The sequence below is a fragment of the Nocardia sp. IFM 10818 genome (assembly GCF_054655275.1).
This window is the reverse complement of the sequence record NZ_BAAHJH010000001.1, coordinates 37,118-62,305: the sequence shown is the minus strand read 5'-3', so window position 1 is coordinate 62,305 and position 25,188 is coordinate 37,118. Positions and strand designations below refer to the sequence as shown.

Genomic DNA, 25,188 nt, shown 5'->3' with positions numbered 1-25,188 from the left:
CTTGAATGGTCACAGCGCTTCGTCCACGTCAACGCGGCTGCATGGCTACCCACGAGCGGCCTCCATGATGGCTTCGTCCACGTTCCGGCCGGCCTTCTCGGCCTCCGAGATAGCGAGCAGAACCTTCTTGTAATCGCGCGGCATGACCTTGACGAACTTGCTCGCCTGCTGCGACCAGTCGCTGAGCAGGCGCTCGGCCACGGCCGAACCGGTCTCGTCGCGATGCTGCGTGATGACGTTCTGCAGCCACGCGGCATCGTCGCCCGAAAGCTGTTCCATATCCACCAGTTCGGTGTTCAGGTTGGCCTCGAAGCTGCCGTTCGGGTTGTAGACGAACGCGATACCGCCCGACATGCCGGCGCCGAAGTTGCGGCCGGTCTCGCCGAGGATGACCACGCGGCCACCGGTCATGTACTCGCAGCCGTGGTCGCCCACGCCCTCGACCACCGCGGTGGCGCCCGAGTTGCGGACCGCGAAGCGCTCGCCCACGGTGCCGCGGATGAAGGCCTGGCCGCTGGTGGCGCCGAACAGGATCACGTTGCCCGCGATGATGTTCTGCTCCGCCACGAACGCCGACGGGGCGTCGGCCGACGGGCGCACGATGATGCGGCCGCCCGAAAGGCCCTTGCCCACATAGTCGTTGGCGTCGCCGAGCACGCGCAGCGTGATACCGGCCGGGACGAACGCACCGAAGGAGTTACCGGCGGAACCGGTGAACGTGATGTCGATGGTGTCGTCGGGCAGGCCGACGCCGCCGTACAGCTTGGTCACCTCGTGGCCGAGCATGGTGCCGACGGTCCGGTTCACGTTGGTGATCTTGGTGTCGAACTTGACCGGCTTGCCGCGCTCCAGCGCATCCGCGGCCTGCGCGATGAGCTGGTTGTCCAGCGCCTTGTCCAGGCCGTGGTCCTGATCCTTGGTGCGGCGGCGATCCTGGAACATGAACGCCGTCTCGACATCGTCGAGGATCGGCGACAGGTCCAGCTTGGCCGCCTTCCAGTGCTCCTTGGCCTTGGTGGTGTCGAGCAGATCGACCCGGCCGATGGCCTCGTCCAGGGTCCGCAGACCCAGTGACGCCAGCAGCTCACGCACCTCTTCGGCGATGAACAGCATGAAGTTCTCGACGAACTCCGGCTTGCCGGTGAAACGCTCGCGCAGCACCGGGTTCTGGGTGGCGACGCCGACCGGGCAGGTGTCGAGGTGGCACACGCGCATCATGATGCAGCCCGAGACCACCAGCGGAGCGGTCGCGAAACCGTACTCCTCGGCGCCCAGCAGTGCGGCGATCATGACGTCGCGGCCGGTCTTCATCTGACCGTCCACCTGCACCACGATGCGGTCGCGCAGACCGTTGAGCAGCAGCGTCTGCTGGGTCTCGGCCAGGCCGAGCTCCCAGGGACCGCCCGCGTGCTTGAGCGAGGTCAGCGGGGACGCACCGGTGCCGCCGTCGTGGCCGGAGATGAGCACGACATCCGCGTGCGCCTTGGACACACCCGCGGCGACGGTGCCGACGCCCGGCTCCGCGACCAGTTTCACGTGAATCCGCGCCTGCGGGTTCGCGTTCTTCAGGTCGTGGATCAGCTGCGCCAGATCCTCGATGGAGTAGATGTCGTGGTGCGGCGGCGGAGAGATCAGGCCCACGCCCGGGGTGGAGTGCCGGACCTCGGCGACCCACGGGTACACCTTGTGCGCCGGCAGCTGACCGCCCTCACCGGGCTTGGCGCCCTGCGCCATCTTGATCTGGATGTCGGTGCAGTTGGTCAGGTAGTGCGCGGTCACGCCGAAACGGCCGGACGCCACCTGCTTGATGGCACTGCGCCGCCAGTCGCCGTTCTCCTCCGGCTCGAAGCGGGCCGGATGCTCGCCGCCCTCACCGGAGTTGGAGCGGCCGCCGAGGCGATTCATGGCCACCGCGAGGGTCTCGTGCGCCTCGGCGGAGATGGAGCCGTAGCTCATCGCACCGGTCGAGAAGCGCTTCACGATCTCGCTGGCGGGCTCGACTTCCTCGATCGGAATCGGGTTGCGGCCCTTGGACTTGAACTTGAACAGGCCGCGCAGCGAGGCCAGCCGCTCGGACTGGTCGTCCACCATCTTGGTGTACTCCTTGAAGATGGAGTACTGCCCCGAGCGGGTGGCGTGCTGCAGCTTGAACACCGTGTCCGGGTTGAACAGGTGGTACTCGCCCTCACGGCGCCACTGGTATTCACCGCCGACCTCGAGCTCGCGGTGCGCGCGCTCATTGCGGTTCTCCAGGAACGCGACCTTGTGCCGCTGCGCGACCTCGCCGGCGATGTCGTCGAGGCCGATGCCCTCCAGCGGCGAACGCAGGCCGGTGAAGTACTCGTCCACCAGGCTCTGCGCCAGGCCGACGACCTGGAACAGCTGCGCGCCCCGGTAGGAGGCGATGGTGGAGATGCCCATCTTGGACATCACCTTCAGCACGCCCTTGCCGGCGGCCTTGTTGTAGTTGGCGACGGCCTTCTTGTAGTCGGCGGCCAGATCGCCGGTGCTGCCCGGCATCTGCAGCGCGCCGCGCTCGAGCATGTCCTCGATGGACTCGAAGGCCATGTACGGGTTGATGGCGGCCGCGCCGAAGCCGACCAGCAGGGCCATGTGGTGCACCTCGCGGGCGTCACCGGCCTCCACCACCAGGCCGACCTTGGTGCGGGTGCGCTCGCGCACCAGGTGGTGGTGCACGGCGGCGGTGAGCAGCAGCGACGGGATCGGCGCCAGCTTCTCATTGGACTCGCGGTCGGACAGGATGATGATCCGCGCGCCACCGTCGATGGCCGCCGACACCTGCTTCTGCACGGCCTCGATGGCCTTGCGAAGTCCCTTGCCGCCCTTCTTGACCGGGTACAGGCCGTGCACGACCACCGAACGCAGATCGGGCCGGGACCCGTCGTCGTTGATGTGCACCAGCTTGGCCAGCTCGTCGTTGTCCAGGATGGGCTGGGTCAGGGTGATCTGACCGCAGGACTCCGGTCCCGGGTTCAGCAGGTCGGCCTCCGGGCCGATCATGCTGCGCAGCGAGGTGACCACCTCTTCGCGGATGGCGTCCAGCGGCGGGTTGGTGACCTGCGCGAACAGCTGCGAGAAGTAGTCGAACAGCAGCCGCGGCCGGGCCGACAGCACCGCGATCGGGGTGTCGGTGCCCATGGAGCCGAGCGCCTCGCCGCCGGTCTGCGCCATCGGCGAGATCAGCAGGTTCAGCTCCTCGGTGGTGTATCCGAAGATCTGCTGGCGGATCAGCACGCGATCGTGCGACATGTGCACGTGCGGGCGGTCCTTGAGGTCCGACAGCTTGGTCGGGCCCCGGTCCAGCCACTCCTGGTACGGGGCCTCCGCGGCGAGCGCGGACTTGACCTCGTCATCGGAGATGATGCGGCCCTGCGAGGTGTCCACCAGGAACATGCGGCCCGGCTGCAGCCGGGTCTTCTGCACGACCGTGGACGGATCGATGTCCAGCACACCGACTTCGGAGGCCAGCACGACCAGACCGTCCTCGGTCACCCAGACGCGGCCGGGGCGCAGGCCGTTGCGGTCGAGCACCGCGCCGACCACGGTGCCGTCGGTGAAGCACACCGAGGCCGGGCCGTCCCACGGCTCCATGAGGAAGGAGTGGTAGCGGTAGAAGGCGCGCTGGGCCGGGTCCATGGACTCATGCCGTTCCCACGCCTCGGGGATCATCATGAGCACCGCGTGCGGCAGGCTGCGGCCGCCCAGGTGCAGGAGCTCCAGAACCTCGTCGAAACGCGCGGTGTCCGAAGCCCCGGGGGTACAGACCGGGAAGATCTTCTCCAGGCGGTTGTTGCCCTCGTGATCGGTGCCGAAGACATCCGACTTCAGCAGCGCCTCGCGGGCCCGCATCCAGTTCTCGTTGCCGGAGACGGTGTTGATCTCACCGTTGTGGGCGACGCGGCGGAACGGATGCGCCAGCGGCCACGACGGGAAGGTGTTGGTGGAGAAGCGGGAGTGCACGATGCCCAGCGCCGACTCGACGCGGTCGTCCTGCAGGTCCAGGTAGAAGGCGCGCAGCTGCGGCGTGGTGAACATGCCCTTGTAGACGAAGGTCTGACCGGACAGGCTCGGGAAGTACACCGACTCCTTGCCGACGGGTCCCTCACCGGCGCCCGCCTTGCCGAGTTCGTGCTCCACGCGCTTGCGGATGACGTAGGCGCGACGCTCCAGGTCCATGCCGGTGAGCTGCTCGGCCGAGTCCTTGGGCGAGGCGATGAAGATCTGCCGGAAGGTCGGCATGGCATCGCGCGACAGGGCGCCCAGCGACGACTCGTCGATGGGGACCTCGCGCCAGCCGAGAACCTCCAAGCCCTCCTCGCGGACGATCTTCTCCACGCCGTATCCGGCGCGGGCGGCCTCGCGGCGGGCCTGCGGCAGGAAGGCGATACCGGTGGCGTAGGCGCCCTCGGCCGGCAGGTCGAAGTCGACCACCGCACGGAAGAACTTGTCCGGGAGCTGGATCAGAATGCCCGCGCCGTCACCCGAATTGGGCTCGGCGCCGGCTGCGCCTCGGTGCTCCAGGTTCAGCAATGCCGTAATAGCCTTGTCGACGATGTCGCGGCTGCGGCGGCCGTGCATGTCGACGACGAAGGCGACACCACAGGCGTCGTGTTCGTTCGCCGGGTCATAGAGCCCGCGGGGTCCAGGGGACCTGTGGCCAGGAAGTTGCGTCATGCCTCTGCCTTCACAAAAAACAGGCCTTCGGTTCGTACCGCAGCAAGAATGCGGCGTTCGTCCAAAGCCTCCGGTCAGACTGCTCCCGGACGTTTCGGAGACCAGCGGCGCTGATGGTCATCCCGTGCAGTCAACTCTCCAGTTGTTTCACCCGCTCGGTGATGTAGTCGGGTGCTCGGTGGTAACCGAACGCTTACGTGCTCGCTACCTACCGCGCCGTTCGTCCCCGCTAGGCTGAGCGCCGATCGGGCCTCTGGTCCGTATGGGGAGATATGCCGAACTTGTCTAGTTCGACGTAAGAGCAAACGATAAGTCAGGACAACAGCCCAACCAACTTAGGTTGCACTAATAACAGTGTCTAGCTGGGCTTCTTCATCGGTCCTCCACAACTTGCGCGTTCTCCAGTGTAAAGCAGGCGTGCACCGGCTTTTCAGTTGAGTTGCCCACTGAATTCCGCGCGCGCGAGGGAAACGTCCGGCCATCCCGGCGCAGCCCCGGAACAGCCCCTCACCTGCAATGGAACAGATTTCCCCGCAAAGGATCCCGGCAAACCGGCTGTAAGGCGGCTAACTTTCCGGACACCGCGCACGCGCCGCACGGCGGTCCTGGCGACGTGCTCCGGCAACCTGCCGACCGTACGGAATCTTTCGCGGGTGTGGAGTTCAGCACACCACTGGCTAACGCCGACTGTGCGCCGGGTCACCATTTCTCTCGATATACCGGCAGTTCGGGACGTGAGCAACACCACGTCACACGCTCGAAACACGCCATTGTGAGCCTGGCCACATCCCAGCCGCCAGGCTCGATGGAATCCGCGTGGGCATGTGACGCTGAGACAACGAATCAGCGACGGTTTCGCAAGGCCGAATCAGCCTGGGACTTAGAGGATGTGAGCTCCCATGACCGTTCACCACGTCCCTGAACCGGACGAATCCGCTGCTCCGGGGGGCGCATCCACATCGACCAAGGCCGCAGCCGCATCGGCGAAGGCCACGACCGCGGCTGCCGCGGGCGCTGCCGGATTGCTCACCTGGCTCGGCGGCGCGCACGCCCGGCTGACCGATGGGCACGAACGCGGCGGTTATGCGGTGACCGGAGCCATTGTGGCCGCGTTCGCGGTCACGGCCGGAGTGGTGACCGCGGTCGCGACGGGGGCCGCGGGGTGGCCGGTGCTCGCCGTCATCGTGGTGGCCTTGATCGCGACGCTGCTGGTGGGAGCCGTGTCCCGGGCATTGGCCACCGGCGCGACCCCGGCGCGGGATGCTGTGCCCGATAGAAAAGAAAACCGCCGCGCCCGAGCCGAATTCGCGGGACGGATCGGCGTCGCCGTGGTCGCGGGCGTGCTGATCGCCGAATTGGCGTGCACCGTCCTGTTCGGCGGCACCGTGAACCGGCTGCTCGACGAAACCGCCACCCGGAATGTGGAATCCGCGCCGGCCGTGGTCACCGCGCGGGCGGAACTGGACGCCGCGCGCGCCGACCGGACCGGCCTCGACCAGCAGATCGCCAAGGCGCAGAGCGATATCGACACCGCGCTGGTGACGGCGCGCTGTGAATTCAATCCGACCCCGGAATGCCCGCAGACCCGGATCACCGGCGTGCCGGGCCGCGGGCCCGAGGAACGCACCGCCAATCAGATGCTCGAGGACGCGCGGACCCAGCTGAACACCGCCCGCGCCAAGATCGAGGGTTTCGACGCCCGGATCACCGAGAAGGACGCCGCCCTCGCCGCCGCGCGGGATACCGCTTATACCGCCGGTGATCGCGGGCTCGGGGCGCGCTGGGTGGCCATGAACGACTACACCACCGATCATTTCGGCGCACTCGCCCTGCGCCTGGCCACCTGGGCACTGCTCATCGTGCTGGCCCTGCTGCCGCTGCTGCTGCGCCGGTGGCGCGGTGAGACCTCCTTCGATCGGGAGGTCGCGCTGCGCACCGCGACCGGTCGCGTCGATCAGGCCGCAGCCGCCGCCATTGCCGTCAAACAGGCCGAGGTGCGGGTCGAGACCGAGAGCCTGCGCGCCGAACAACAGCTCACCGCGGCCAGATTGGCCGCGCACGCCGATACCGCCATCGACCGGGAGCGGCAGCGCACGCGCATCATCGCCGCCATCGGGAACTTCCAGATCGGCATCACCGAACCACAGCAGCGCGCCATCGACGAATTCGACCGCGCCGCACAGCATGAACTCCCGGCCGGGACTGCGGCCGGAGAGGGAAAGGACAGTCCCGTGTCTCAGGAGGGGATCGTGGCACCGTCGAATCTGCCCGCACAGCTCATGCCGGGCACGGTGGCGCCGGTGCAGCCGGGCGGCGCGCTCGCACCGGCCGGCCCGGGGCAACAGCCCGCGGCGGCCAATAGGGGTGGCGGGCTGGAGCTCCCGATCATCGGCACGGTGCCGTTCACCGACACCGCGGCTCGCTGGATCCGGCCCCTGGTGCCGTCGTTCGTGGCCAATGCCATCGATACCGCCACCCACCCGCTGCGCACCGTGCGCCAGGCCTTCGAGGAGGCCGAGGAGATCACCTTCACCCTCAAGCGCACCCGCAAGGTCACCGTCGACTCCGCGGATTCCGCTCAGCCGCACCAGCAGTTCGCGCCGCCGCAGCAGTACGGCTACCAGCTTCCGCCCGGCTCCCCGCAGCAGGCCTACGCCCAGCGCATGGCCGCCGTGGTGGATCAGCCCTACCACCAGTACCCGAACTACGGCGCCCTGCCCGCCGGTCAGGTCGTCGAACCCGGCCGACCGCTGCCCGCCGCCCCGCGGCAGACCTCGCTCGACGCCCGGCACAACCCGGAGCTCGAGCACCGCGGCCCGCGCGAGCTGCCCCCGGGCAACGGCGACGAGTAATATCCGAAAAGGGCTGTGGCCCGGATGTTTCCGTGTTCAACGTGAAACATTCCGGGCCACAGTCGTTTTCATCGCCGGCGGCGCGGAGTCGCGGCGCGGTAGGCGACCAGGGCGGTCACCAGCAGGATCGCCGTGGTGGCCGTGGCGGCCAGATGGACGCCGGAGACGAAGGCGGACTGCGCCGACTCCATCAGCGTGGTGGCCGCGGGCTGCGGCAGGGCGCGGGCGGTTTCGATGGCGCCGCCCAGGGATTCGCGGGCGGCGCCCGCGTGCGCGGCCGGGACCGTGGACAGGTCCAGGCCGTGGCGGAAGGCCGCCATGACCACGCTGCCGAGCACGGCGACGCCCAGGGCGATACCGGCCTCCATGGCGGTCTCGGAGATGGCGGCGGCATTGCCCGCGCGCTCGGCGGGGGCGGTGCTCACGATCATGTCCGACGAAACCGTCAGGGCCACACCGACACCGACGCCGATCAGCAGGAAGCCGCCGATGAACGGCAGCACCGAGCCCGCCGGGTCGGCCACCAGCAGCCAGAACAGCACCGCACCCGCGGCGGCCGTCACCAGCGAACCGGCCAGCACCGTCACCGGCCGCCACAGGCGCACCGCGTACGCGGCGGCCAGCGCGCCCGCCATGCTGCCGATGGTGCCCGGAATCAACAGCAGACCCGCCTGCAGCGGCGACTTGCCGAGCACCAGCTGCAGATACTGCGAACCGAAGAACAGCACGCCGGCCAGCGCGAACACCGCCAGCAGGTTCGCGAACACGGCCGAGCGGAACGGCGGCAGGCGGAACAGGTCCAGGTCGATCAAGGGGTTGGCCAGGGCCCGCTGCCTGCGCACGAACAACACGCCCGCGGCCGCGCCGATCAGGGCCGGCACCAGCAGCTGCACGCTCGGGCCGTGCGCGGCGAATTCCTTGACCGCGTACACGACCGGGATCAGCGCCAGCATCGACAGCCCGGCGCTCACCAGGTCGAAGCGGCCCGGATTCGGGTCGCGCGACTCCGGCACCAGGAACGGGGCCACGACAATGAGCACCGCCATGACCGGCAGGTTGATCAGGAAGACCGAACCCCACCAGTAGTGCTCGAGCAGCCAGCCGCCCAGCAGCGGGCCGAAGGCCGCGCCGCTGCTCGCCATGGCGCCCCAGACCGAGATGGCCAGGGTGCGTTGGCGGGCATCGGTGAACATGGCGCGGATCAGGCCCAGGGTGGCGGGCATCAGGGTGGCGCCGGCGACGCCCTGGAGCACGCGCGCGGCGATCAGCATTTCCGGGCTCACCGCCCAGGCGGCCAGGGCCGAGGCGACGCCGAAGCCCGCCGCGCCGATCAGCAGCAGCCGGCGGCGGCCGATGCGGTCGCCGAGGGTGCCCATGGTGATCAGCAGGCCGGCCAGCACGAACGAATAGACGTCGATGATCCACAGCAGCTGCGGCGTGGTGGGTGCGAGATCGCCGGTAATGGCCGGGATCGCGAGGTCGAGCACGGTGGCGTCGACCGAGATGAGCAGGAGCGCGAGGGCGAGCACACCGAGGCCGGCCCAGGTGCGGGCCGTCGCTGTGCCGGTGCTCGCACCGGTCGCCGCGGTGGCGGCCGGACCGGGAGGTGTGGTGTGGGTGGTCATTGCCTTCTCTTTCGGAGTTGAACCGTCCAGACGGTACAGTAACAGATTCAACCGTCCGGACGGTACAGTGATTCCGTGACCAACACCCGCGATGCGTCCGGCACCCGCGACCGGATCCTCGACGCCCTGGAAACCCTGCTGCTCGACAAGGGCATGTCCCAGGTGACGCTGGAGAGCGTCGCCAAGGCCGCCGGGGTGTCCAAGGGCGGGCTGCTCTACCACTTCAAATCCAAGGACGCACTGCTCGCCGGGCTGGTGCGCCGCCTCGGCGAACGCGCCGACCAGCAGCTGAAAAGCGCCGTCGACCAAGGCAAATCGGTGACCGAGTGGTACCTGCAGGCGCCGCATCCCGACAATGAGACCGATGCCCTCGAGATCGCGCTCTACCGCTCCATGCTGGCCGCCATGCGCACCGTCGACGGGCCGCACGACACCGACGAGGACGAGGTCGACCGCGCCCTCACCGAAGTGATGGCCACCTGGAAGGCCGGACTCGACAAGGAGATCGAGGACCCGGTCCGGGCCGAGATCGTGCAACTGGTCGGCGACGGCGTCTACCTGCGCGCCCTGCTCGGCATGCCACCCGTCGAACCGGAGCTCTACCGCAAGGTCGTTGCCAGGTTGCTCGGCACCGACCGGTGATTCGATAAGGCGACGGCTGATTTCGTGAGGTCCGGGTAACTCACCGGGTACGCCCAAAATCGGGTTGGCTCCCGACCGGCGGCACGCGTGCCTGCCGGTTCACGGCTCTCAGCCGGGCGCTGAATATTCGGGGAGGCGGGGGAGGCTGGTCACTATAGACTCGGGCTCGTGTTGCCTGCCGCTGCCGATTCGTTCGGTCCGGCCGGCTCGGTGGGGGAACCGGCCACCGAGCCGGTGCCTGTCCGCCCCCTCCAGTTCCGGGAGCTGATCGATCTCCCGTTCGCGCTCATCCAGACCCGGATCACCATGCTGGCGGCGCTCTTCGGAAGCGGCATCGCGGTCGCGTCCGCGCTGGCGGTCATCTCGACCGTGCTGGTCTCGCTGGCCACCGGCGATTCCGATGCCGGGGTCTTCTGGGCCGCGCTGCTCACCACCCTGGTCTGCGCCTGGGCGCTGCGCATGTTCGTGCGCGGCATCACCGTCCCGGTCGGCCTGGCCGCGGTGCACGACCAGCCCATCACCTGGCGGTGGGCCGTGCAGCAGCTGGCCTCGGAAGCCGGTCCGCTGCTGGGGTATCAGGTGATGTACACCCTGATCGGCGTCGGCGTGCTGGCGCTCGGCGCACCGCTGCTCATCACCGCGCCACTGGCCCTGCTGTGGCTGCTCTGGCTGCGGGCGCGGCAATTCGCCACGGTGCCCGCCATTTTCGACGAGTCCGCCACCTACCGGATCGCGGCGGCCCGCTCGAAACTACTGGTGTCCGGCGCGGAATGGCGGCTGGTCGGGGTGCTGATGTATCTGCGCGGCCTGGTGCTGGTGCTGCTGGTGCCGTTCCTGGTGGTGCCCGGGCTGTTCTCCGATATCGCCGGCACCAAGCGCTGGACGGTGACCGTCATGCTCATCGTCCTCGGGCTGTTCCTGGTGGCCTTCGCCGAAATGGTGGAGTCCGCGGCGCAGGTGGTGTCCTATGTGGACCGCCGCTGCCGCCGCGAAGCCTGGGATATCCGCTGGTCCGAACAGGCACGCCGATGACCGAACCGCATCGGTCCCCGCCGGCCGCGCCACCGGAACCCGCCCTCGGCCCGGCCGCCCTGCACCGCGCCGCCGCCGAAGAGGCCGCCCTGCGTGCGGATTTCGGCACCGCCGTGCGCGAACGCTATCGCGCCGTCACCCGCGGCCTGGAACAGCGCGGCATCCTCGAGGTGCGGCGCGCCCGCACCGCCCGCGAGACCGCGCACGCCGCCGCCACCGCCCTGCCCGCCGACTCGGCCGGATTACCCGCGGCGGCACACAGTTTCGACGAGATTGTCTACGGCGGGCGGCCCGCGCAGGAGGCAGAGTACCGGCTGCTGGAACAGGCCGACCTGTTCTCCGTCGCACCGCCGCCCAAGGCCGAACCGGCCGAGATCGGCGAACGCCGTCGCAAGAAGAGCGCCAAGAAGACGAAAGCGAAGCGTGATCGCGAACCGCTGGAACTGCCCGCGCTACTGCGCGATTGGCGATTCTGGGCGGCGCTGGGCGGCGCGATCCTCGGCATCGCCCTCGTCTATCTGCTGACCCATATCGGCCCGCCCCCGTCGCCGCCGAATAAGCCGGATCTGCCGGACAGCCCGCCGCCGATCGATCTCCCGGACGAACCGCCGCGGCGGCCCGATGTCGACGCGCCGGACTTCGGCGAGGGCCGGGACTCGATCTTCGAGCGCATGCCCGCCTGGGCCGCCTTCGGCGGCGTCCAGTTCCTCATCGCCTGGGCCGTGGTCATCGCCTGGCGCGGCCGCCGCCGCGGCGCGGTCGTGGGCGAGGCCCGGCCCGTGGAGGCGCCCGCCACCGAACTGCTCACCGGACAGGCCGGGCTGTACCGGAAATCCCGCGACCACGATCATGTGGCGGCCAAACTGCGTGCGGCGGCGCTGCGCCGGCTGCGGCCCGCCCTCGACCTCACCGCCGACACCGCCCCCGAGGTGGTGGTCACCGCCCTCGCGGTGCGCACCGGCGCCGACCCGGCCACGGTCCGCGCCGCCCTGTACGACCCCGTCCCGGACCGGGCGACCCTGGAACTCGTGGCCGCACAACTCGAATGGATCGAAGCGGAGGTCCTGTGACCCGATCTGACGCAAAGGAACTCGTGGACAAGGCACTCGTGGACACCGATCACGCCCCCACCGCCGAACAGGCCCAGCAGGCGCTGCTCGCGCTGCGCACCGAGATCGGCAAGGCGGTGGTCGGCAACGACCATGCGGTCATGTATCTGGTGCTGGCCCTGCTGTGCCGCGGCCACGTCCTGCTGGAAGGCGTTCCGGGCGTGGCCAAGACGCTGCTGGTGCGGGCGCTGGCCACCGCGCTGGATCTGGAGCACGCGCGCATTCAGTTCACCCCCGACCTGATGCCCGGCGATGTCACCGGATCGCAGATCTACGACCCGCATTCGGCGGAGTTCACCTTCCGGCGCGGACCGGTGTTCACCAATCTGCTGCTCGCCGACGAAATCAACCGCACCCCACCGAAAACGCAGTCCGCGCTGCTGGAATCCATGGAGGAGCGGCAGGTTTCGGTGGACGGCGTACCGCAGCCGCTGCCCGATCCCTTCGTGGTGATCGCCACCCAGAACCCCATCGAGCAGGAGGGCACCTATCCGCTGCCGGAGGCGCAGCTGGACCGGTTCCTGTTCAAGGTCGACGTGCAATTCCCCGGGCGTGACGACGAATTCCGCATTCTGCAACGGCATGCCGCCGGATTCGATCCGCGTGATCTGGTCGCGGCCGGGCTGCGACCGGTGGCCGGGCCCGCGCATCTGGCGGCCGCCCGCCAGGCGGTGGCCAAGGTGGCCGTCAGCCCGGAGGTGCTCGCGTACACCGTCGACCTGTGCCGGGCCACCCGCACCTCCCCCGCCGTCGCGCACGGCGCCTCCACCCGCGGCGCCACCGCGCTCATGGCGGCCTCGCGCGCCTTCGCCTGGCTGCACGGCCGCGGCTACACCACCCCCGACGACGTGAAAGCCGTTGCGGTGGCGGTGCTCCGGCACCGGTTGCAGCTGCGACCCGAACACGAGGTGGAGGGCGTCACCGCCGAGGGCGTGATGAACTCGCTGCTCATGTCCGTACCCGTCCCGGTCTAGTCGTGGTCGTCACCGGCCGCGCGGCCGTCGCGGCGGCGCTCGCGGCCCTGTTCGTCACCCTGGTCATGCCGTCCTGGCTCGGCGTGGCGCTGGCCACCGCGGTCCTGGCGGCGCTCATCGGCGCCGATCTGGCGCTGCTGGGATCCACCGGCGCCCTGGAGATCTCCCGGGAGCCGCTCACCACCGTGCGCACCGGCCGCACCGTCGAGGTCGAGGTGGTCGCGCTCAATACCGGCGCCCGCACCCTGCGCGGCATCCTGTGGGACGACTGGCCCGCCAGCACCCATCCCGAGAACCGCGGCCACACCCTGGAACTGCCGCCCAACACCAGGGTCCGGCTGCACACCGAGCTCACCCCCGAATACCGCGGCGACCGCGCGGCCGGACCGGTCACGGTGCGGCTGCTCGGACCGCTCGGCCTTGCCGGACGGCAGGTGCGGCACCGGATTCCGGCCCGGGTGCGCGCACTGCCGCCGTTCCGCAGCGAACGCCTGCTGGCCGCCAAGGTCCGGCAGCTGCAGCAGCTCGAGGGTCGCAACACCTCGCCGATTCGCGGTCAGGGCACCGAATTCGACTCCTTCCGCGAATATGTGGCCGGCGACGATGTGCGCACCATCGACTGGCGCGCCACCGCCCGCGCCCAGGACGTCCTGGTCCGCACCTGGCGGCCGGAGCGCAATCGGCACGTGGTCATGCTGCTCGACACCGGCCGGGTCAGCGCGGGCCGCGTCGGCGACGGCACCCGCCTGGACGCCACCATCGAGGCCGCCCTGCTGCTGGGCGGGCTGGCCGCCGCCGGCGGCGATTCGGTGGACCTGCTGGCCTACGACCGCGAACTGCGCGCCGAGGTGAGCGGGATCGGCGGAAAACGCCTGCAGCTCAAGCTCATGCACGCGCTCGCCGGAGTCGGCCCGCAGCTCGTCGACACCGACTATCAGGGCCTGCTGCGCACCACCCTGCGCCGCGCCCGCCGCCGCAGCCTGGTCGTCTGGTTCACCCATCTCGACGCCGCCACCGTGCAGGAGGGCATTCTGCCGGTCCTGCCCACCCTCACCCGGCGTCATCGCGTGCTCATCGTCTCGGTCACCGATCCGCAGGTCGCGGCCGCCACCACCCGGCGCTCCGGCCTCGGCGACCTCTACACCGCGGCCGCCGCCGAGAATGTCGTCGCCGAATACTCGATCGCCCGGGAAACCTTGCGCCGCGCCGGGGTTCGCGTCATCGCCGCCACGCCCGACCGGCTGCCCGAGGCCCTCGCGGACGAGTACCTGGAACTCAAGCAGACCGGCGCGCTGTAGTCCGGTCTAGGCGGAACCTCCGCCTTCGCTCCGGCCATGCGCGGCTGACGACGGCTACGCCGACAGCGCCCATTAGGCGGCGACCGGGCGCATGGGCGCCTGTCGCGGCGACCGCTGCAAGGCCCGGCGCTGCCGCTCGGCGAGCACCGCGCCCAGAATGTGCACGGGCGGATAGCCATTCGGCGGCGGCGTCCGCACCGCGGTGCACACCTCGATGACCAGCCGGCGGCCCAGCTGATCCAGGATCGCCGGCGTGAGCGTGCGCGAGCGCATCAGATAGTTGCGGGCGGCCAGCGCCAGCTCCTCCGGCAGCCCGGACAGATCCAGCTGCCGCGCCCAGCCCGCCAGCCACGGCGGCGACACCGCCAGCGGCGCCCACGGCAACCGGCTGCGATCGTGCACCACCACCGTGCCCGCCAGCGCATCCCCGATCCGGCGGCCCTGCGGCGAGCACAGCGAGGTCACCACCGCGACCAGCCCCGTGCCCAGAATCCAGAAGTCCACCAATCCCGAGAGCGCCCGGGTGATCGCGTGCCGGAAGTCGATCGGCCCGCCGTCGGCGCGCACCACCCGCAGCCCCAGGGCGATCTTGCCGACCGACCGTCCCCGGGTGAGGGTTTCGACGGTCGCCGGATATCCGACCAGGATCGACGCGATGGCGATGACCGCGGCGGCATCGCGCCACGCCGAATCCGCGTGCCAGGCCACCAGGATCGCCTCGACCCCGAAGACCAGCACGAGCCCGAGGGCCACCTGCAGGGTCAGGTCGAGCAGGAAGGCCGCGGCGCGGGTGGCGATGCGCGCGATCGGCAGCTCGACGGCGACGGCCTCGCCGGTGGTGAAAAGTGCCATGTCACTCCTACTGGGGGGCGACTAGCATTCTTCCGAGCGACGGCACGGGGAGGCAACCATGGATCTCGACGTTTACACCTTCGTGCACAAGCCGTCCTGGGACCGCCTCGATCACCTGGCCACCCGCGGGAAGCGGCTCAGCGTTGCGGAGGCCGACGAATTGGTGCGGCTGTACCGGCTGGCCTCGCAGCAGCTGGCGCGCCTGCAGGCGCGCTCGGCCGATCCGGAAATGATCGCCGGTCTCTCCGCGGTGCTGACCCGGGCGCGCGGGCGGGTGCTGGGCGCGCAGACCGATACCCTGCGCGAGATCGGCCTGTTCTTCTCGCACCGCTTCCCGGCCGCGGTGTACCGGGCGTGGCCGTGGTGGGTGACCGTGGCGGCGCTGTTCCTGGCCGGCTCGACGGCGCTGGGCGCCTGGGTGGCCGAATCCGAATCGGCGCGGCGGCATTTGGGGCTGGACACCGACACCGATCTCCTGACCAAGCCGGGCGGGGCCTTCGAGACCTACTACTTCGAACATCCCAATGACGCGTTCGCGGCCAAGGTGTGGACCAACAATGCCTCGGTGGCCGCGGTCGCGCTCTTCACCGGGGTGCTCATCCTGCCGGCGGTGTATGTGCTGGCCATGAACGCGCTCAATCTGGGCGTGAGCGCCGGGCTGATGGCCGACGCCGGGCGGCTGGACGCGCTGTTCGGCTACATCCTGCCGCACGGAATGCTGGAGCTGACGGCCATTTTCGTGGCGGGTGGGGCCGGGCTGCAGCTCGGCTGGACGCTCATCGACCCGGGCCGGTCCAGCCGGGCGGCGGCGCTGGCGCGGCAGGGCCGGCAGACGGCCACGATCGCGCTCGGTCTGGTGGTGGTGCTGTTCATCTCGGGTCTGCTCGAGGGTTTCGTGACACCGAGCGGACTGCCCGCCGCACTGCGGATCGGCATCGGGGCGCTGGCCGAACTGGGCTTCCTGTGCTACGTCTTCGGGCTGGGCCGGCGGGTGGCGCTCGATCAGGACGCGGCGGCCGCCGAAGAGCACCTGTCGAGCTACTCGACGATGAGAGGCGTGGAACCGGTTGCGGGAGGGGCGGGTTCACCCTCGCTCGTTCGTACCGGAAATTGATTTCCACTGGCCGCAGCGAGTCCGGCTCAGCTGCGGCCAGCGTTGCCGATGACTCTACACAATCGTTATGGCTACGCAACCTCCAACTTGCGCGGCGAGCGTATAAGTGACCAGGCGAAACACCCGTTGGCGGAAGACAACCCGACAAGATCGCAAATTTCCAGCTTCCGCTTTGCGGGCGGTCTGCGGACACCTCCGAATCCTTCCGTGCGGTACCGTTCGCGCGCCCGTTTCGACCTCTTGCGCACGAACCGGCGCGACACCCTTCGCACGGTTTGCGGAAAACTCGCGCTTTTGCCGGTCGCTCGCGGTTCAACCCGCGTTAAGCTGGCGTTTCGCCCCAGCTCAGGCGCTTTGCGGAGCAGTCGCCCAAACTGAAACAAACTAGAAGTTTGTTTAAGCGAGTTTTGACTAAACCAGCGTCAGGCAATGGGCGGAGAAAATCGGGCGCATACCCGAGCCGATACCTTCCGGCAATCGTTTTTCACCCGCGCGCGACCCCGGAAAAGCCCTCCGGCAACGCCCCGGCCGGGGGGTTCCCACACGGCGCTGCGATCTTCGTCACACCGCGCGCGACCTGGGAATTTCCCCTCCCACTCAGCGGTCCACACGCACGATCCCGGTGGTCGTCCCCTGCAGTACGCCCTGGCTCGGCATGAGCAGCGGCGAGGTCTGCAATGGATCGGAGACGACCGTGCCCGGCAACGCCCGATCCGACAGCACCGACCCGGTCTCCGGATCCAGCACCGTGAACGCGTAACCGTCCGCCGGGGTGGTGACCGGCAGGCCCACCCGCGTCACCGTGTACAGCAGCCCGTCACCGGCCGAGAGATGCGGCACCGCCGCACTGCGCACCGTGTTCTCCCAGACCGTCCGGCAGCCGCCCGCGTCGTCGATGTCCACCCGGGTCATCCCGCCGGTGAACGGCGCCGAAGCCGGCACCGCCGGGCCCGCACCCTCCGGCACCGCCGGATACGGATAGCCGTAGGTGGAGGCCACGAAGACCGAGCGGCCCACCCCGATCGGCGAATTCTCACTGCCCGCCCCGCCGCGCGTCAGCACCGGCTGCTCGCACACGAGTTCACCGCTGCCGGACCGGTATACGAGCACGTGCACCTGCCCGTCGGCGTTGTCCACGATGGTCAGGTAGTCCGCGCCGGTGCGCGGACCGAAATAGGTGGGCGTGGATCCGGTGCCCCAGGACAGCTGCCCGGGCTTGCGCGCCGAACCCCGGTCGTAGACCGCGCGCCACAGCTGGTGCGGGCGGCCCGCGGCATCCGCGGTGAATTCGTAGAGCGCGTGCGTCGTCGCGACGGTCACCCGCCCGCTGGGCGCGGCGGAGATGCTGTTGGCCACCTGCTCCCCCGCCGGCAACGCGAGGGTCGCGACCGCGCCGCCCGCACCCACCGTGCCGACGATCCCTTTCGCCGTGGCGAACCAGACGGCGCCGGACCAATCCGGGACCAGGCCCGTCACGCTGTCGCCGTCCGGAATGGCGGCCGACAGATCCACCGATTCCTCGATCGAGAGCTTCCAGCCGCCGCCGCTCCGCGCGTGCCCGATCCGCAGCAGTCGCCGCTCCCCGTCGACCACCACCAGACGATCGCCGTTGTCCAGGTAGGCATACACGCCGCCGAGCAGTCCGCCGCGCGAAAGTTCCAGCGAAGCGAGCGATCCCGCCACGGGTCCCGCGGCGCCCGGATCTATGAGATGCACCACTGGCGCGCGATTCACGATGGCCGTGCACAGCGCCACCACCAGGCCGTCGGAACCCCGCAGGAGCGTCGGGCAGGCCGAGGCCAGCGGATACGCCGACTTCATCTGCGCATCGGCGCCCGGTCCGGGATACGGCACGGCATCGGAGGATCCGGCGTCACCGTGCATGGTCGAGGTGCCCACCGGCCCCAGATACGGATTCGGCTCGGCCAGCGGGCCCCACGCCGCACCGGCGGAACCCATTGCCGCCCAGCCCATTACCGCCAGCGCCGCCGCCAGGAAGGATGCCGACCGTTTCGCACGCACAGAGATCACGGAAAAAGACATTAGGCCCGATCCGGATTCCAGATCGGGCCTAATGCCTATTCAAGTGGGCGAGGGGGGACTTGAACCCCCACGTCCTTACGGACACTGGCACCTGAAGCCAGCGCGTCTGCCATTCCGCCACTCGCCCGAGCGACGGGAAGAAACGTATCACGGGGTATGCGCCAAAACGAAATCGCCTGGTTATCGCCGGTGGGCATGGTTACTCCCACCTAGGGAACCTTGGGCCGTTTCCAAGAGTTACAGGTGTGGACGATCGTGGATATCATGCAATCACCGTGTCCCTGCGGCGACACGCCATGTTCGCGTGTCGCTGTATCGGGGATGCACCGCGTTCACCTTGCCTGATGGGCAGGGCCACGGCGTCGCACACGCACGACACGAAGCACGCTTCACTCGAGGGAGCGTCCTGACCCGAGAGGAGGGGCGATGGGGATCGTTTCGCGATTCGAACGGCGCCTCCAAGGGGCTGTCGGTGATGTGTTCGCCCGGGTGTTCGGCGGTAGCGTCGTCCCGCAGGAAGTCGAGGCGGCGCTGCAGCGCGAGGCCGCCGACCACGTCCAGGACGTCGGCGGTGGCCACCTGCTGGCACCCAACAGCTATGTCATCACCATCAACGAGTCGGACCTGGGGCAGCTCGTCCAGGGCGAGGGACAGGCCGACCACGACCTCACCGTGCGAGCATTCGCCAAGCACCTGCAGGACTACATCCGCGAGCAAGGATGGCAGACGTACGGCGAAGTGCACGTGGAGTTCGAGGCATCCCCTACGCTGCACACCGGACAGTTCAGGACACGCGGCCGGGTGGACCCGGACGCCGTCGGCGGCACACCAGCCGCCGACCGCCGGGCGGGCCCGGCGCGGAACCCTGAACGCAGACCACGACCCAACCCGCAACCAGGAGCTGGCCCCATGACGCAGAACTCAGGCTACGACCCCAGCCGTGAGCCCGCGGAGTCCGATCCACGTAACCGCGGGTACGCGCCCCCGCCTGCGGGCCGGCCCGGCCCGCAGGGCTACGGCGACTATCCGCCCCAAGGCGGTCAGCAGTACCCCGATCAGGGCGGCTACGCGCCCGATCAGCAGGGCTACGGCGAGTACCAGAACGGCTACGACTACCAGCAGCAGGGCGGCTACGGCGGCGGCCAGCAGGGTGGTTACGGCGATCAGGCGTACGGCCAGCAGGGCGGGTACGGCGACCAGGCGTACGGCCAGCAGGGCTATGCCGACCAGGGCTACGGCCAGCAGGGCGGCTACGACCAGGGCTACGCCGATCCGGGCTACGGCCAGCAGGGCTATGCCGACCAGGGTTACGGCCAGCAGGGCGGGTACGCCGACCAGGGTTACGGTCAGCAGCAGGGCTACGCGCAGCAGCCCGGATACGACCAGGGCGGCTACGGGCAGCAGGGTTACGGCCAGCAGGGCTACGACCAGTACCCCGATCAGGGCGGCTACGCCGACGATCAGGCCTACGGTCAGCAGCAGGGCGGCTACGGCCAGCAGGGCGGGTACGCGGCCCCGGCCGGCGGCTCCGGCTACTCGGCCACGCTGCAACTGGACGACGGCTCCGGCCGCACCTACCAGTTGCGCGAGGGCAGCAACATCATCGGCCGCGGCCAGGACGCCCATTTCCGGTTGCCCGACACCGGGGTCTCGCGACGGCATATCGAGGTGCGCTGGGACGGCCAGACGGCCATGCTCTCCGACCTCGGTTCGACCAATGGAACGCTGGTCAACGGCTCGCCGGTGCAGGACTGGCAGCTCGCCGACGGGGATGTCATCCGCGCCGGGCATTCCGAGATCCTGATCCGGATCGTCTGATCCCGTAAGCTCGCGGTGCAGGTCACGATATGGCTCGAGATTCCTCGGTCGTATCGTGATCGCAACCGGTCGTCGGCCCTATGATGCTGCCAACACTCGCGGCGGCATGCCGAAGCGCACCGGTTGGGGGTCACGGAGCTTTTTTCCGTACTGACTGCCCGTACCTACGACACGGTCGAACAGGAGGTGGAGCACCGTGCAGGGATTGATCCTGCAACTGACCCGTGCGGGGTTCCTGCTGTTGCTCTGGCTGTTCGTCTGGGCGGTGCTGCGGACCCTACGCAGCGATATCTACGCGGCCTCCGGTATCCGGGTCGCACCGCGCGCCGCAGGCGGTTCCGCGGTGCTCCCGTCCTTGCGCCGGGGCCAGAAGGGCGCCAAATATCTCGTGGTGACTCAGGGTTCACTCGCCGGCACCCGCATCTCACTCGGCACACAGCCGGTGCTGATCGGGCGCGCGGACGACTCCACGCTGGTCCTCACCGACGACTACGCCTCCACCCGGCATGCGCGCCTGTCGCCGCGCGGGGAGGACTGGTACGTCGAGGATCTCGGTTCCACCAACGGGACCTACCTCGACCGGTCGAAGGTCACCACCCCGGTGCGAGTTCCGCTCGGCACCCCCGTCCGTGTCGGTAAGACAGTGATCGAGCTGCGATCGTGACACTTGTTCTCCGCTACGCAGCGCGCAGCGACCGCGGTCTCGTCCGAGCCAATAACGAGGACTCCGTCTATGCGGGAGCGCGGCTGCTCGCGCTCGCGGACGGCATGGGCGGTCACGCCGCCGGTGAAGTCGCCTCCCAGCTGATGATCGCGGCGCTGGCCCATCTCGACGACGACGAGCCCGGCCCGGATCTGCTGGGCAAACTGGATCGCGCGGTGCGCGAGGGCAATGCCTCCATCGCCGATCAGGTCGAGGAGGAGCCCGAGCTCGACGGTATGGGCACCACGCTCACCGCCATCCTGTTCGCCGGCTCCAAACTCGGCCTCGCCCATATCGGCGACTCCCGCGCCTACATGCTGCGCGGCGGTGAGCTCGCCCAGATCACCCGCGACGACACCTTCGTGCAGTCGCTGGTCGACGAGGGCCGCATCACCCCCGAACAGGCGCACACCCATCCGCAGCGCTCGCTGATCATGCGGGCGCTCACCGGCAACGAGATCGAGCCCACCCTGGTGGTGCGCGAGGCGCGCGCCGGGGACCGGTACCTGCTGTGCTCGGACGGCCTGTCCGATGTGGTGAGCGATGAGACCATCGCCAACACCCTGCGCGAGGGCAGCACCGACGAGGCCGCCGACCGGCTCATCGAATTGGCTTTGCGCAGTGGCGGTCCCGACAATGTGACCGTCGTGGTCGCCGATGTCATCGATCTGGATTACGGCCAGTCCCATCCGATCGTGGCGGGCGCGGCCTCCGGTGAGGACGAGGACACGCCCCCGCCGAATACCGCCGCCGGGCGCGCCGCCGCCATGAGACCGCCGCGCGCGGTCCCGCGCCGCGCGGTCTCCGCGCCGGAGCCGGAACCGCCGAAAAAGAGCCACAAACTGCGCTGGCTGGCCCTGTCGCTGGCGCTGCTGGTGGCCGTGGGCGCGGGACTCACCGTGGGCTACAACATGATTCGCGGCAACTACTACGTGGGCGCGGACGACGGCCGGGTCGTGGTGCTGCGCGGGCTACCCGGTTCGGTGCTCGGCTACTCCATTCGCGATGTCGATCAGGTCGGCTGCGTCACCCGCACCGGGGAACTCCAGCTGACCGCCCCCGGCGCCGGTTTCCCGGCCGGCTGCCGGGAACTGAAGCTCACCGACCTCAAGCCCACCGGCCGCGATTCGGTCGACAAGGGCCTGCCGCCCGGCTCCCGCGACGATGCCGTCAAGCAGATGCAGGCGCTGGCGCAGAGCGAACTGCTGCCGCCGTGCGAGAAGGCCGCCCAGGGGCAGCCGACCACCCCGGCCACCGATCCGGGCCAGACCACCACCGCCACCACACCCGCCGCGCCGACCACCACCACGCCGGGCGCGCCGCAGCCGGGCGCCGGTGAGCAGACCGGTGAGGGCCGTCCGCTGGAACCGCGTTCCCCGGGCGTCAGCGAGCAGCCGACGCCGCCGGTCACCACCACCACGACCGTGCCGCAGACGCCGGGTCAGAACTGCAGGGTGACGGACTGATGTCCGCACCGGCACCACCGTCCGCTGGGGCCTTTCCCAGTCCGCCGGGCGGATTCGCACCCGCGCCGCCGCCGTCCACCCGGCGCAATGCCGAGCTGTTGCTGCTCGGGCTCGCGGCGGTGATCGTGACGGTGTCGCTGGTGCTGGTGGAGGCCAGTCAGGAACAGTCCATCACCTGGGACATCGCCAAACTGGGCGCGTCCTATCTGGCCCTGTTCGGAGTGGCGCATCTGGCGGTGCGGCGCTTCGCGGCCTTCGCGGACCCGCTGCTGCTACCGATCGTGGCGCTGCTCAACGGGCTCGGGCTGGTCCTGATCCACCGGCTCGACCTAGCCGAGAAACAGGACGCCGCTTTCACTTCCCAGCCCATCCCCTCCCCCGACGCCAATCAGCAGGTGCTGTGGACGGGGCTGGGGATGGTGGTCTTCATGGGACTGCTGATCGTGCTGCGCGACTACCGCACGCTGGCCCGCTACGCCTACACCCTCGGCCTGATCGGCCTCATCGCACTGGCCATCCCGGCGCTGCTGCCGAGCCGGTTCTCCGAGGTGAACGGCGCCAAGATCTGGATTCGCCTGCCCGGCTTCAGCATGCAGCCCGGTGAGTTCGCCAAGATCCTGCTGATCATCTTCTTCGCGGGCGTACTGGTCGCCAAGCGCGATCTGTTCACCGCGGCGGGCAAGCACGTATTCGGCATGGAGCTGCCGCGCGCCCGCGACCTGGGCCCGATCCTGGTGGTCTGGGTGGTCTGCCTCGGCGTGCTGGTACTGGAGAAGGACCTGGGCACCTCGCTGCTCATCTTCTGCACCGTGCTGGTGATGCTCTACATCGCCACCGAGCGGGTGGGCTGGGTCATCATCGGCCTCGGGCTGCTGGCCCTCGGATTCGTCTTCGCCTACAACGCCTTCGGGCACGTGCAGGTGCGCGTCGAAACCTGGCTGCACCCCTTCGACGACTACAACAACACCGGCTACCAGATCTCGCAGTCGCTGTTCGGGCTCGCCACCGGCGGCCTGGCCGGCACCGGGCTCGGCAGCGGCCGGCCCTCGCAGGTGCCCTTCGCCAAGACCGACTTCATCATCACCACCATCGGCGAGGAGCTGGGCCTGATCGGCTTGGCCGCCATCCTGATGCTGTTCTGCGTCTTCGTGATCCGCGGCCTGCGCACCGCGCTGGCGGTCCGCGACAGCTTCGGCAAGCTGCTCGCCGCGGGGCTGGCGTTCACCATCGCCATCCAGTTGTTCGTGGTGGTCGGCGGTGTCACCAAACTGATTCCGCTGACCGGTCTCACCACGCCGTTCGTCTCCTACGGCGGTTCCTCGCTGCTGGCCAACTACGCCCTGCTGGCTCTGTTGATCAAGGTGTCCGACGCCGCCCGCGCGCCCGCCCCGGCGCGCAAGCGGCTGCCGGACCAGCCGATCGCGGACGCGCCCACCGAACTGGTGAAGCGGCCGCCGAAGGGGGGCGCCGCGTGAACACACCCCTGCGCCGGGTGGCCATGGCCGTCATGGTCATGATCGTCGCGCTGCTCGCCAACGCCACCTACGTCCAGGTCATCAAGGCCGACAGCCTGCGCAGCGATCCCCGCAATGTGCGCGTGTTGCTCGACGAGTACGCCCGCCAGCGCGGCCAGATCTCCGCCGAGGGCACCGTGCTGGCCAGCTCGGTCGCCACCGACGACCGCTACAAGTATCTGCGCACCTACCCGACCGATCCGCTGGCCTATGCGCCGGCGACCGGTTTCTACTCCATGCAGTACGGCAGCACCGGTCTCGAGCACGCCGAGGATTCGGTGCTCAACGGTTCGGACAACCAGCTGTTCGGGCGGCGGCTCATCGATATGGTCTCCGGCCGGGATCCGCGCGGCGGCAATGTGATCACCACGCTCAACCCGGTCATGCAGAAGGTGGCCTACGAGCAGCTCTCGGCCAAGGGCTACACCGGTTCGGTGGTGGCCATCGAGCCGAGCACCGGCCGCATCCTGACCATGGTGTCCACGCCGTCCTACGATCCGAACCTGCTGTCCACCCATGACGGCGCGGCCGCGGGCGAGGCGTGGAAGACGCTGCAGACCGATCCGCGCCAGCCCATGCTGAATCGCGCGGTGTCGCAGACCTATCCGCCGGGTTCCACCTTCAAGGTGATCACCACCGCGGCGGCGCTGTCCAGCGGTATCGCCAAGCCCGACGACCAGTTCACCGCGGCGCCGCGGATCACGTTGCCGGACACCACGACCACGCTGGAGAATTACAACGGCAGCCACTGCGGTCCCGGCGATTCGGCGACCGCGTCGCTCACCGAGGCCTTCAAGTACTCGTGTAACACGGCTTTCGTGGAGCTCGGTATCAAGGTGGGGGCCGCGAAGCTCAAGGACGAGGCAGCCGCCTTCGGCATCGGCACGCATCCGAATATTCCGATTCCCTGGGCGGACAGCACGGTCGGGACCATTCCCGACAACGCGGCGCTCGGCCAGAGCAGCATCGGGCAGCGCGATGTGGCGCTCACCCCGCTGGACAATGCGGTCATCGCGGCCACCGTCGCCAATGGCGGAGTCCGGATGCAGCCGCATCTGGTGGACCAGCTGCAGGGCCCCGACCTGTCCACCCTGGAGACCGTCAAACCCATGTCGGTCGGCCAGGCCATCAGCCAGCCGGTGGCCTCCCAGCTGACCACCCTGATGATCGAATCGGAGAAGAACACCCAGGGCGGCAACCAGCAGCGCGGCTACCAGATCGCCTCCAAGACCGGCACCGCCGAGCACGGCAGCGATCCCCGCAACACCCCGCCGCACGCCTGGTACATCGCCTTCGCGCCGGCGCAGAACCCGAAGATCGCCATTGCGGTGATCGTCGAGAACGGTGGCGACCGGGCCTTGGCCGCCACCGGCGGATCGGTCGCCGCGCCCATTGCGCGCGCGGTGCTCGACGCCGGACTGCAGGGGGGCTGAACGATATGAACATGCAAG

Annotated in this window: 16 protein-coding genes and 1 tRNA gene; 12 read left to right on the top strand and 5 right to left on the bottom strand. The window is 69.3% G+C overall.

The genetic code is table 11. The annotated features are described in order from the left end of the window. Positions 1-45 precede the first annotated feature (45 nt). The gene (gene gltB / locus ACYQ5L_RS00280; protein WP_459954814.1) at positions 46-4,695 is read right to left on the bottom strand and encodes a glutamate synthase large subunit; all 4,650 of its coding nucleotides are present in this window, start codon (positions 4,693-4,695) and stop codon (positions 46-48) included. Between the two features lie 899 nt (positions 4,696-5,594). Here gltB and ACYQ5L_RS00275 point away from each other — a divergent pair. Next, a complete protein-coding gene (locus tag ACYQ5L_RS00275; protein WP_459954813.1) occupies positions 5,595-7,547 on the top strand; it encodes a DUF4407 domain-containing protein in 1,953 nt (650 codons plus the stop codon). Positions 7,548-7,615: 68 nt separating this feature from the next. On the opposite strand, the gene ACYQ5L_RS00270 is transcribed toward ACYQ5L_RS00275, so the two are convergent. Continuing rightward, a complete protein-coding gene (locus ACYQ5L_RS00270) occupies positions 7,616-9,172 on the bottom strand; it encodes an MFS transporter (RefSeq protein WP_459954812.1) in 1,557 nt (518 codons plus the stop codon). A 75-nt stretch (positions 9,173-9,247) separates the two neighbouring features. Here ACYQ5L_RS00270 and ACYQ5L_RS00265 point away from each other — a divergent pair, with 75 nt between their 5' ends. The 5 genes from ACYQ5L_RS00265 (at position 9,248) to ACYQ5L_RS00245 (ending at position 14,227) form a co-directional block, all read left to right on the top strand. Then, positions 9,248-9,814, top strand: coding sequence for a TetR/AcrR family transcriptional regulator (locus tag ACYQ5L_RS00265; RefSeq protein WP_459954811.1), 567 nt, complete (start codon positions 9,248-9,250; stop codon positions 9,812-9,814). A 168-nt stretch (positions 9,815-9,982) separates the two neighbouring features. After that, positions 9,983-10,846 carry a hypothetical protein gene (locus tag ACYQ5L_RS00260; RefSeq protein WP_459954810.1) on the top strand — a complete coding sequence of 288 codons (864 nt, stop codon included), beginning with the start codon at positions 9,983-9,985 and terminating at the stop codon, positions 10,844-10,846. Next, complete coding sequence (locus tag ACYQ5L_RS00255; RefSeq protein ID WP_459954809.1) at positions 10,843-11,916, top strand: DUF4129 domain-containing protein; 1,074 nt, start codon at positions 10,843-10,845, stop codon at positions 11,914-11,916. Before ACYQ5L_RS00260 ends, ACYQ5L_RS00255 begins: the two co-directional genes overlap by 4 nt. Further along, positions 11,913-12,929 (top strand): AAA family ATPase, encoded by a 1,017-nt coding sequence (locus ACYQ5L_RS00250; RefSeq protein WP_459954808.1) that lies wholly within the window; start codon positions 11,913-11,915, stop codon positions 12,927-12,929. The genes ACYQ5L_RS00255 and ACYQ5L_RS00250 overlap by 4 nt, the downstream gene beginning before the upstream one ends. A gap of 2 nt (positions 12,930-12,931) precedes the next feature. Beyond that, positions 12,932-14,227 carry a DUF58 domain-containing protein gene (locus tag ACYQ5L_RS00245; RefSeq protein ID WP_459954807.1) on the top strand — a complete coding sequence of 432 codons (1,296 nt, stop codon included), beginning with the start codon at positions 12,932-12,934 and terminating at the stop codon, positions 14,225-14,227. A gap of 72 nt (positions 14,228-14,299) precedes the next feature. On the opposite strand, the gene ACYQ5L_RS00240 is transcribed toward ACYQ5L_RS00245, so the two are convergent. Further along, entirely contained in the window at positions 14,300-15,079 is a 780-nt protein-coding gene (locus tag ACYQ5L_RS00240) for an RDD family protein (RefSeq protein ID WP_459954806.1), read from the bottom strand. A 58-nt stretch (positions 15,080-15,137) separates the two neighbouring features. Here ACYQ5L_RS00240 and ACYQ5L_RS00235 point away from each other — a divergent pair, with 58 nt between their 5' ends. Then, on the top strand, positions 15,138-16,193 hold the full coding sequence (locus tag ACYQ5L_RS00235; RefSeq protein ID WP_459954805.1) for a stage II sporulation protein M: 1,056 nt from the start codon (positions 15,138-15,140) through the stop codon (positions 16,191-16,193). 597 nt (positions 16,194-16,790) lie between these two features. Here ACYQ5L_RS00235 and ACYQ5L_RS00230 read toward each other — a convergent pair. Beyond that, the gene (locus tag ACYQ5L_RS00230; RefSeq protein ID WP_459963279.1) at positions 16,791-18,167 is read right to left on the bottom strand and encodes a hypothetical protein; all 1,377 of its coding nucleotides are present in this window, start codon (positions 18,165-18,167) and stop codon (positions 16,791-16,793) included. A gap of 113 nt (positions 18,168-18,280) precedes the next feature. After that, positions 18,281-18,363: transfer RNA gene (locus ACYQ5L_RS00225), tRNA-Leu, on the bottom strand. A gap of 299 nt (positions 18,364-18,662) precedes the next feature. Here ACYQ5L_RS00225 and ACYQ5L_RS00220 point away from each other — a divergent pair. The 5 genes from ACYQ5L_RS00220 (at position 18,663) to ACYQ5L_RS00200 (ending at position 25,170) form a co-directional block, all read left to right on the top strand. Next, a complete protein-coding gene (locus ACYQ5L_RS00220; RefSeq protein ID WP_459954804.1) occupies positions 18,663-20,054 on the top strand; it encodes a DUF3662 and FHA domain-containing protein in 1,392 nt (463 codons plus the stop codon). A gap of 196 nt (positions 20,055-20,250) precedes the next feature. Then, a complete protein-coding gene (locus tag ACYQ5L_RS00215) occupies positions 20,251-20,718 on the top strand; it encodes an FHA domain-containing protein FhaB/FipA (RefSeq protein ID WP_379193875.1) in 468 nt (155 codons plus the stop codon). Then, the gene (locus tag ACYQ5L_RS00210) at positions 20,715-22,223 is read left to right on the top strand and encodes a PP2C family protein-serine/threonine phosphatase (RefSeq protein WP_459954803.1); all 1,509 of its coding nucleotides are present in this window, start codon (positions 20,715-20,717) and stop codon (positions 22,221-22,223) included. Before ACYQ5L_RS00215 ends, ACYQ5L_RS00210 begins: the two co-directional genes overlap by 4 nt. Then, positions 22,223-23,698: an FtsW/RodA/SpoVE family cell cycle protein gene (locus tag ACYQ5L_RS00205; protein ID WP_459954802.1), complete on the top strand. Its 1,476-nt coding sequence runs from the start codon at positions 22,223-22,225 to the stop codon at positions 23,696-23,698. Before ACYQ5L_RS00210 ends, ACYQ5L_RS00205 begins: the two co-directional genes overlap by 1 nt. Further along, positions 23,695-25,170 carry a peptidoglycan D,D-transpeptidase FtsI family protein gene (locus ACYQ5L_RS00200; RefSeq protein WP_459954801.1) on the top strand — a complete coding sequence of 492 codons (1,476 nt, stop codon included), beginning with the start codon at positions 23,695-23,697 and terminating at the stop codon, positions 25,168-25,170. The genes ACYQ5L_RS00205 and ACYQ5L_RS00200 overlap by 4 nt, the downstream gene beginning before the upstream one ends. The last annotated feature ends 18 nt before the right edge of the window (positions 25,171-25,188 follow it).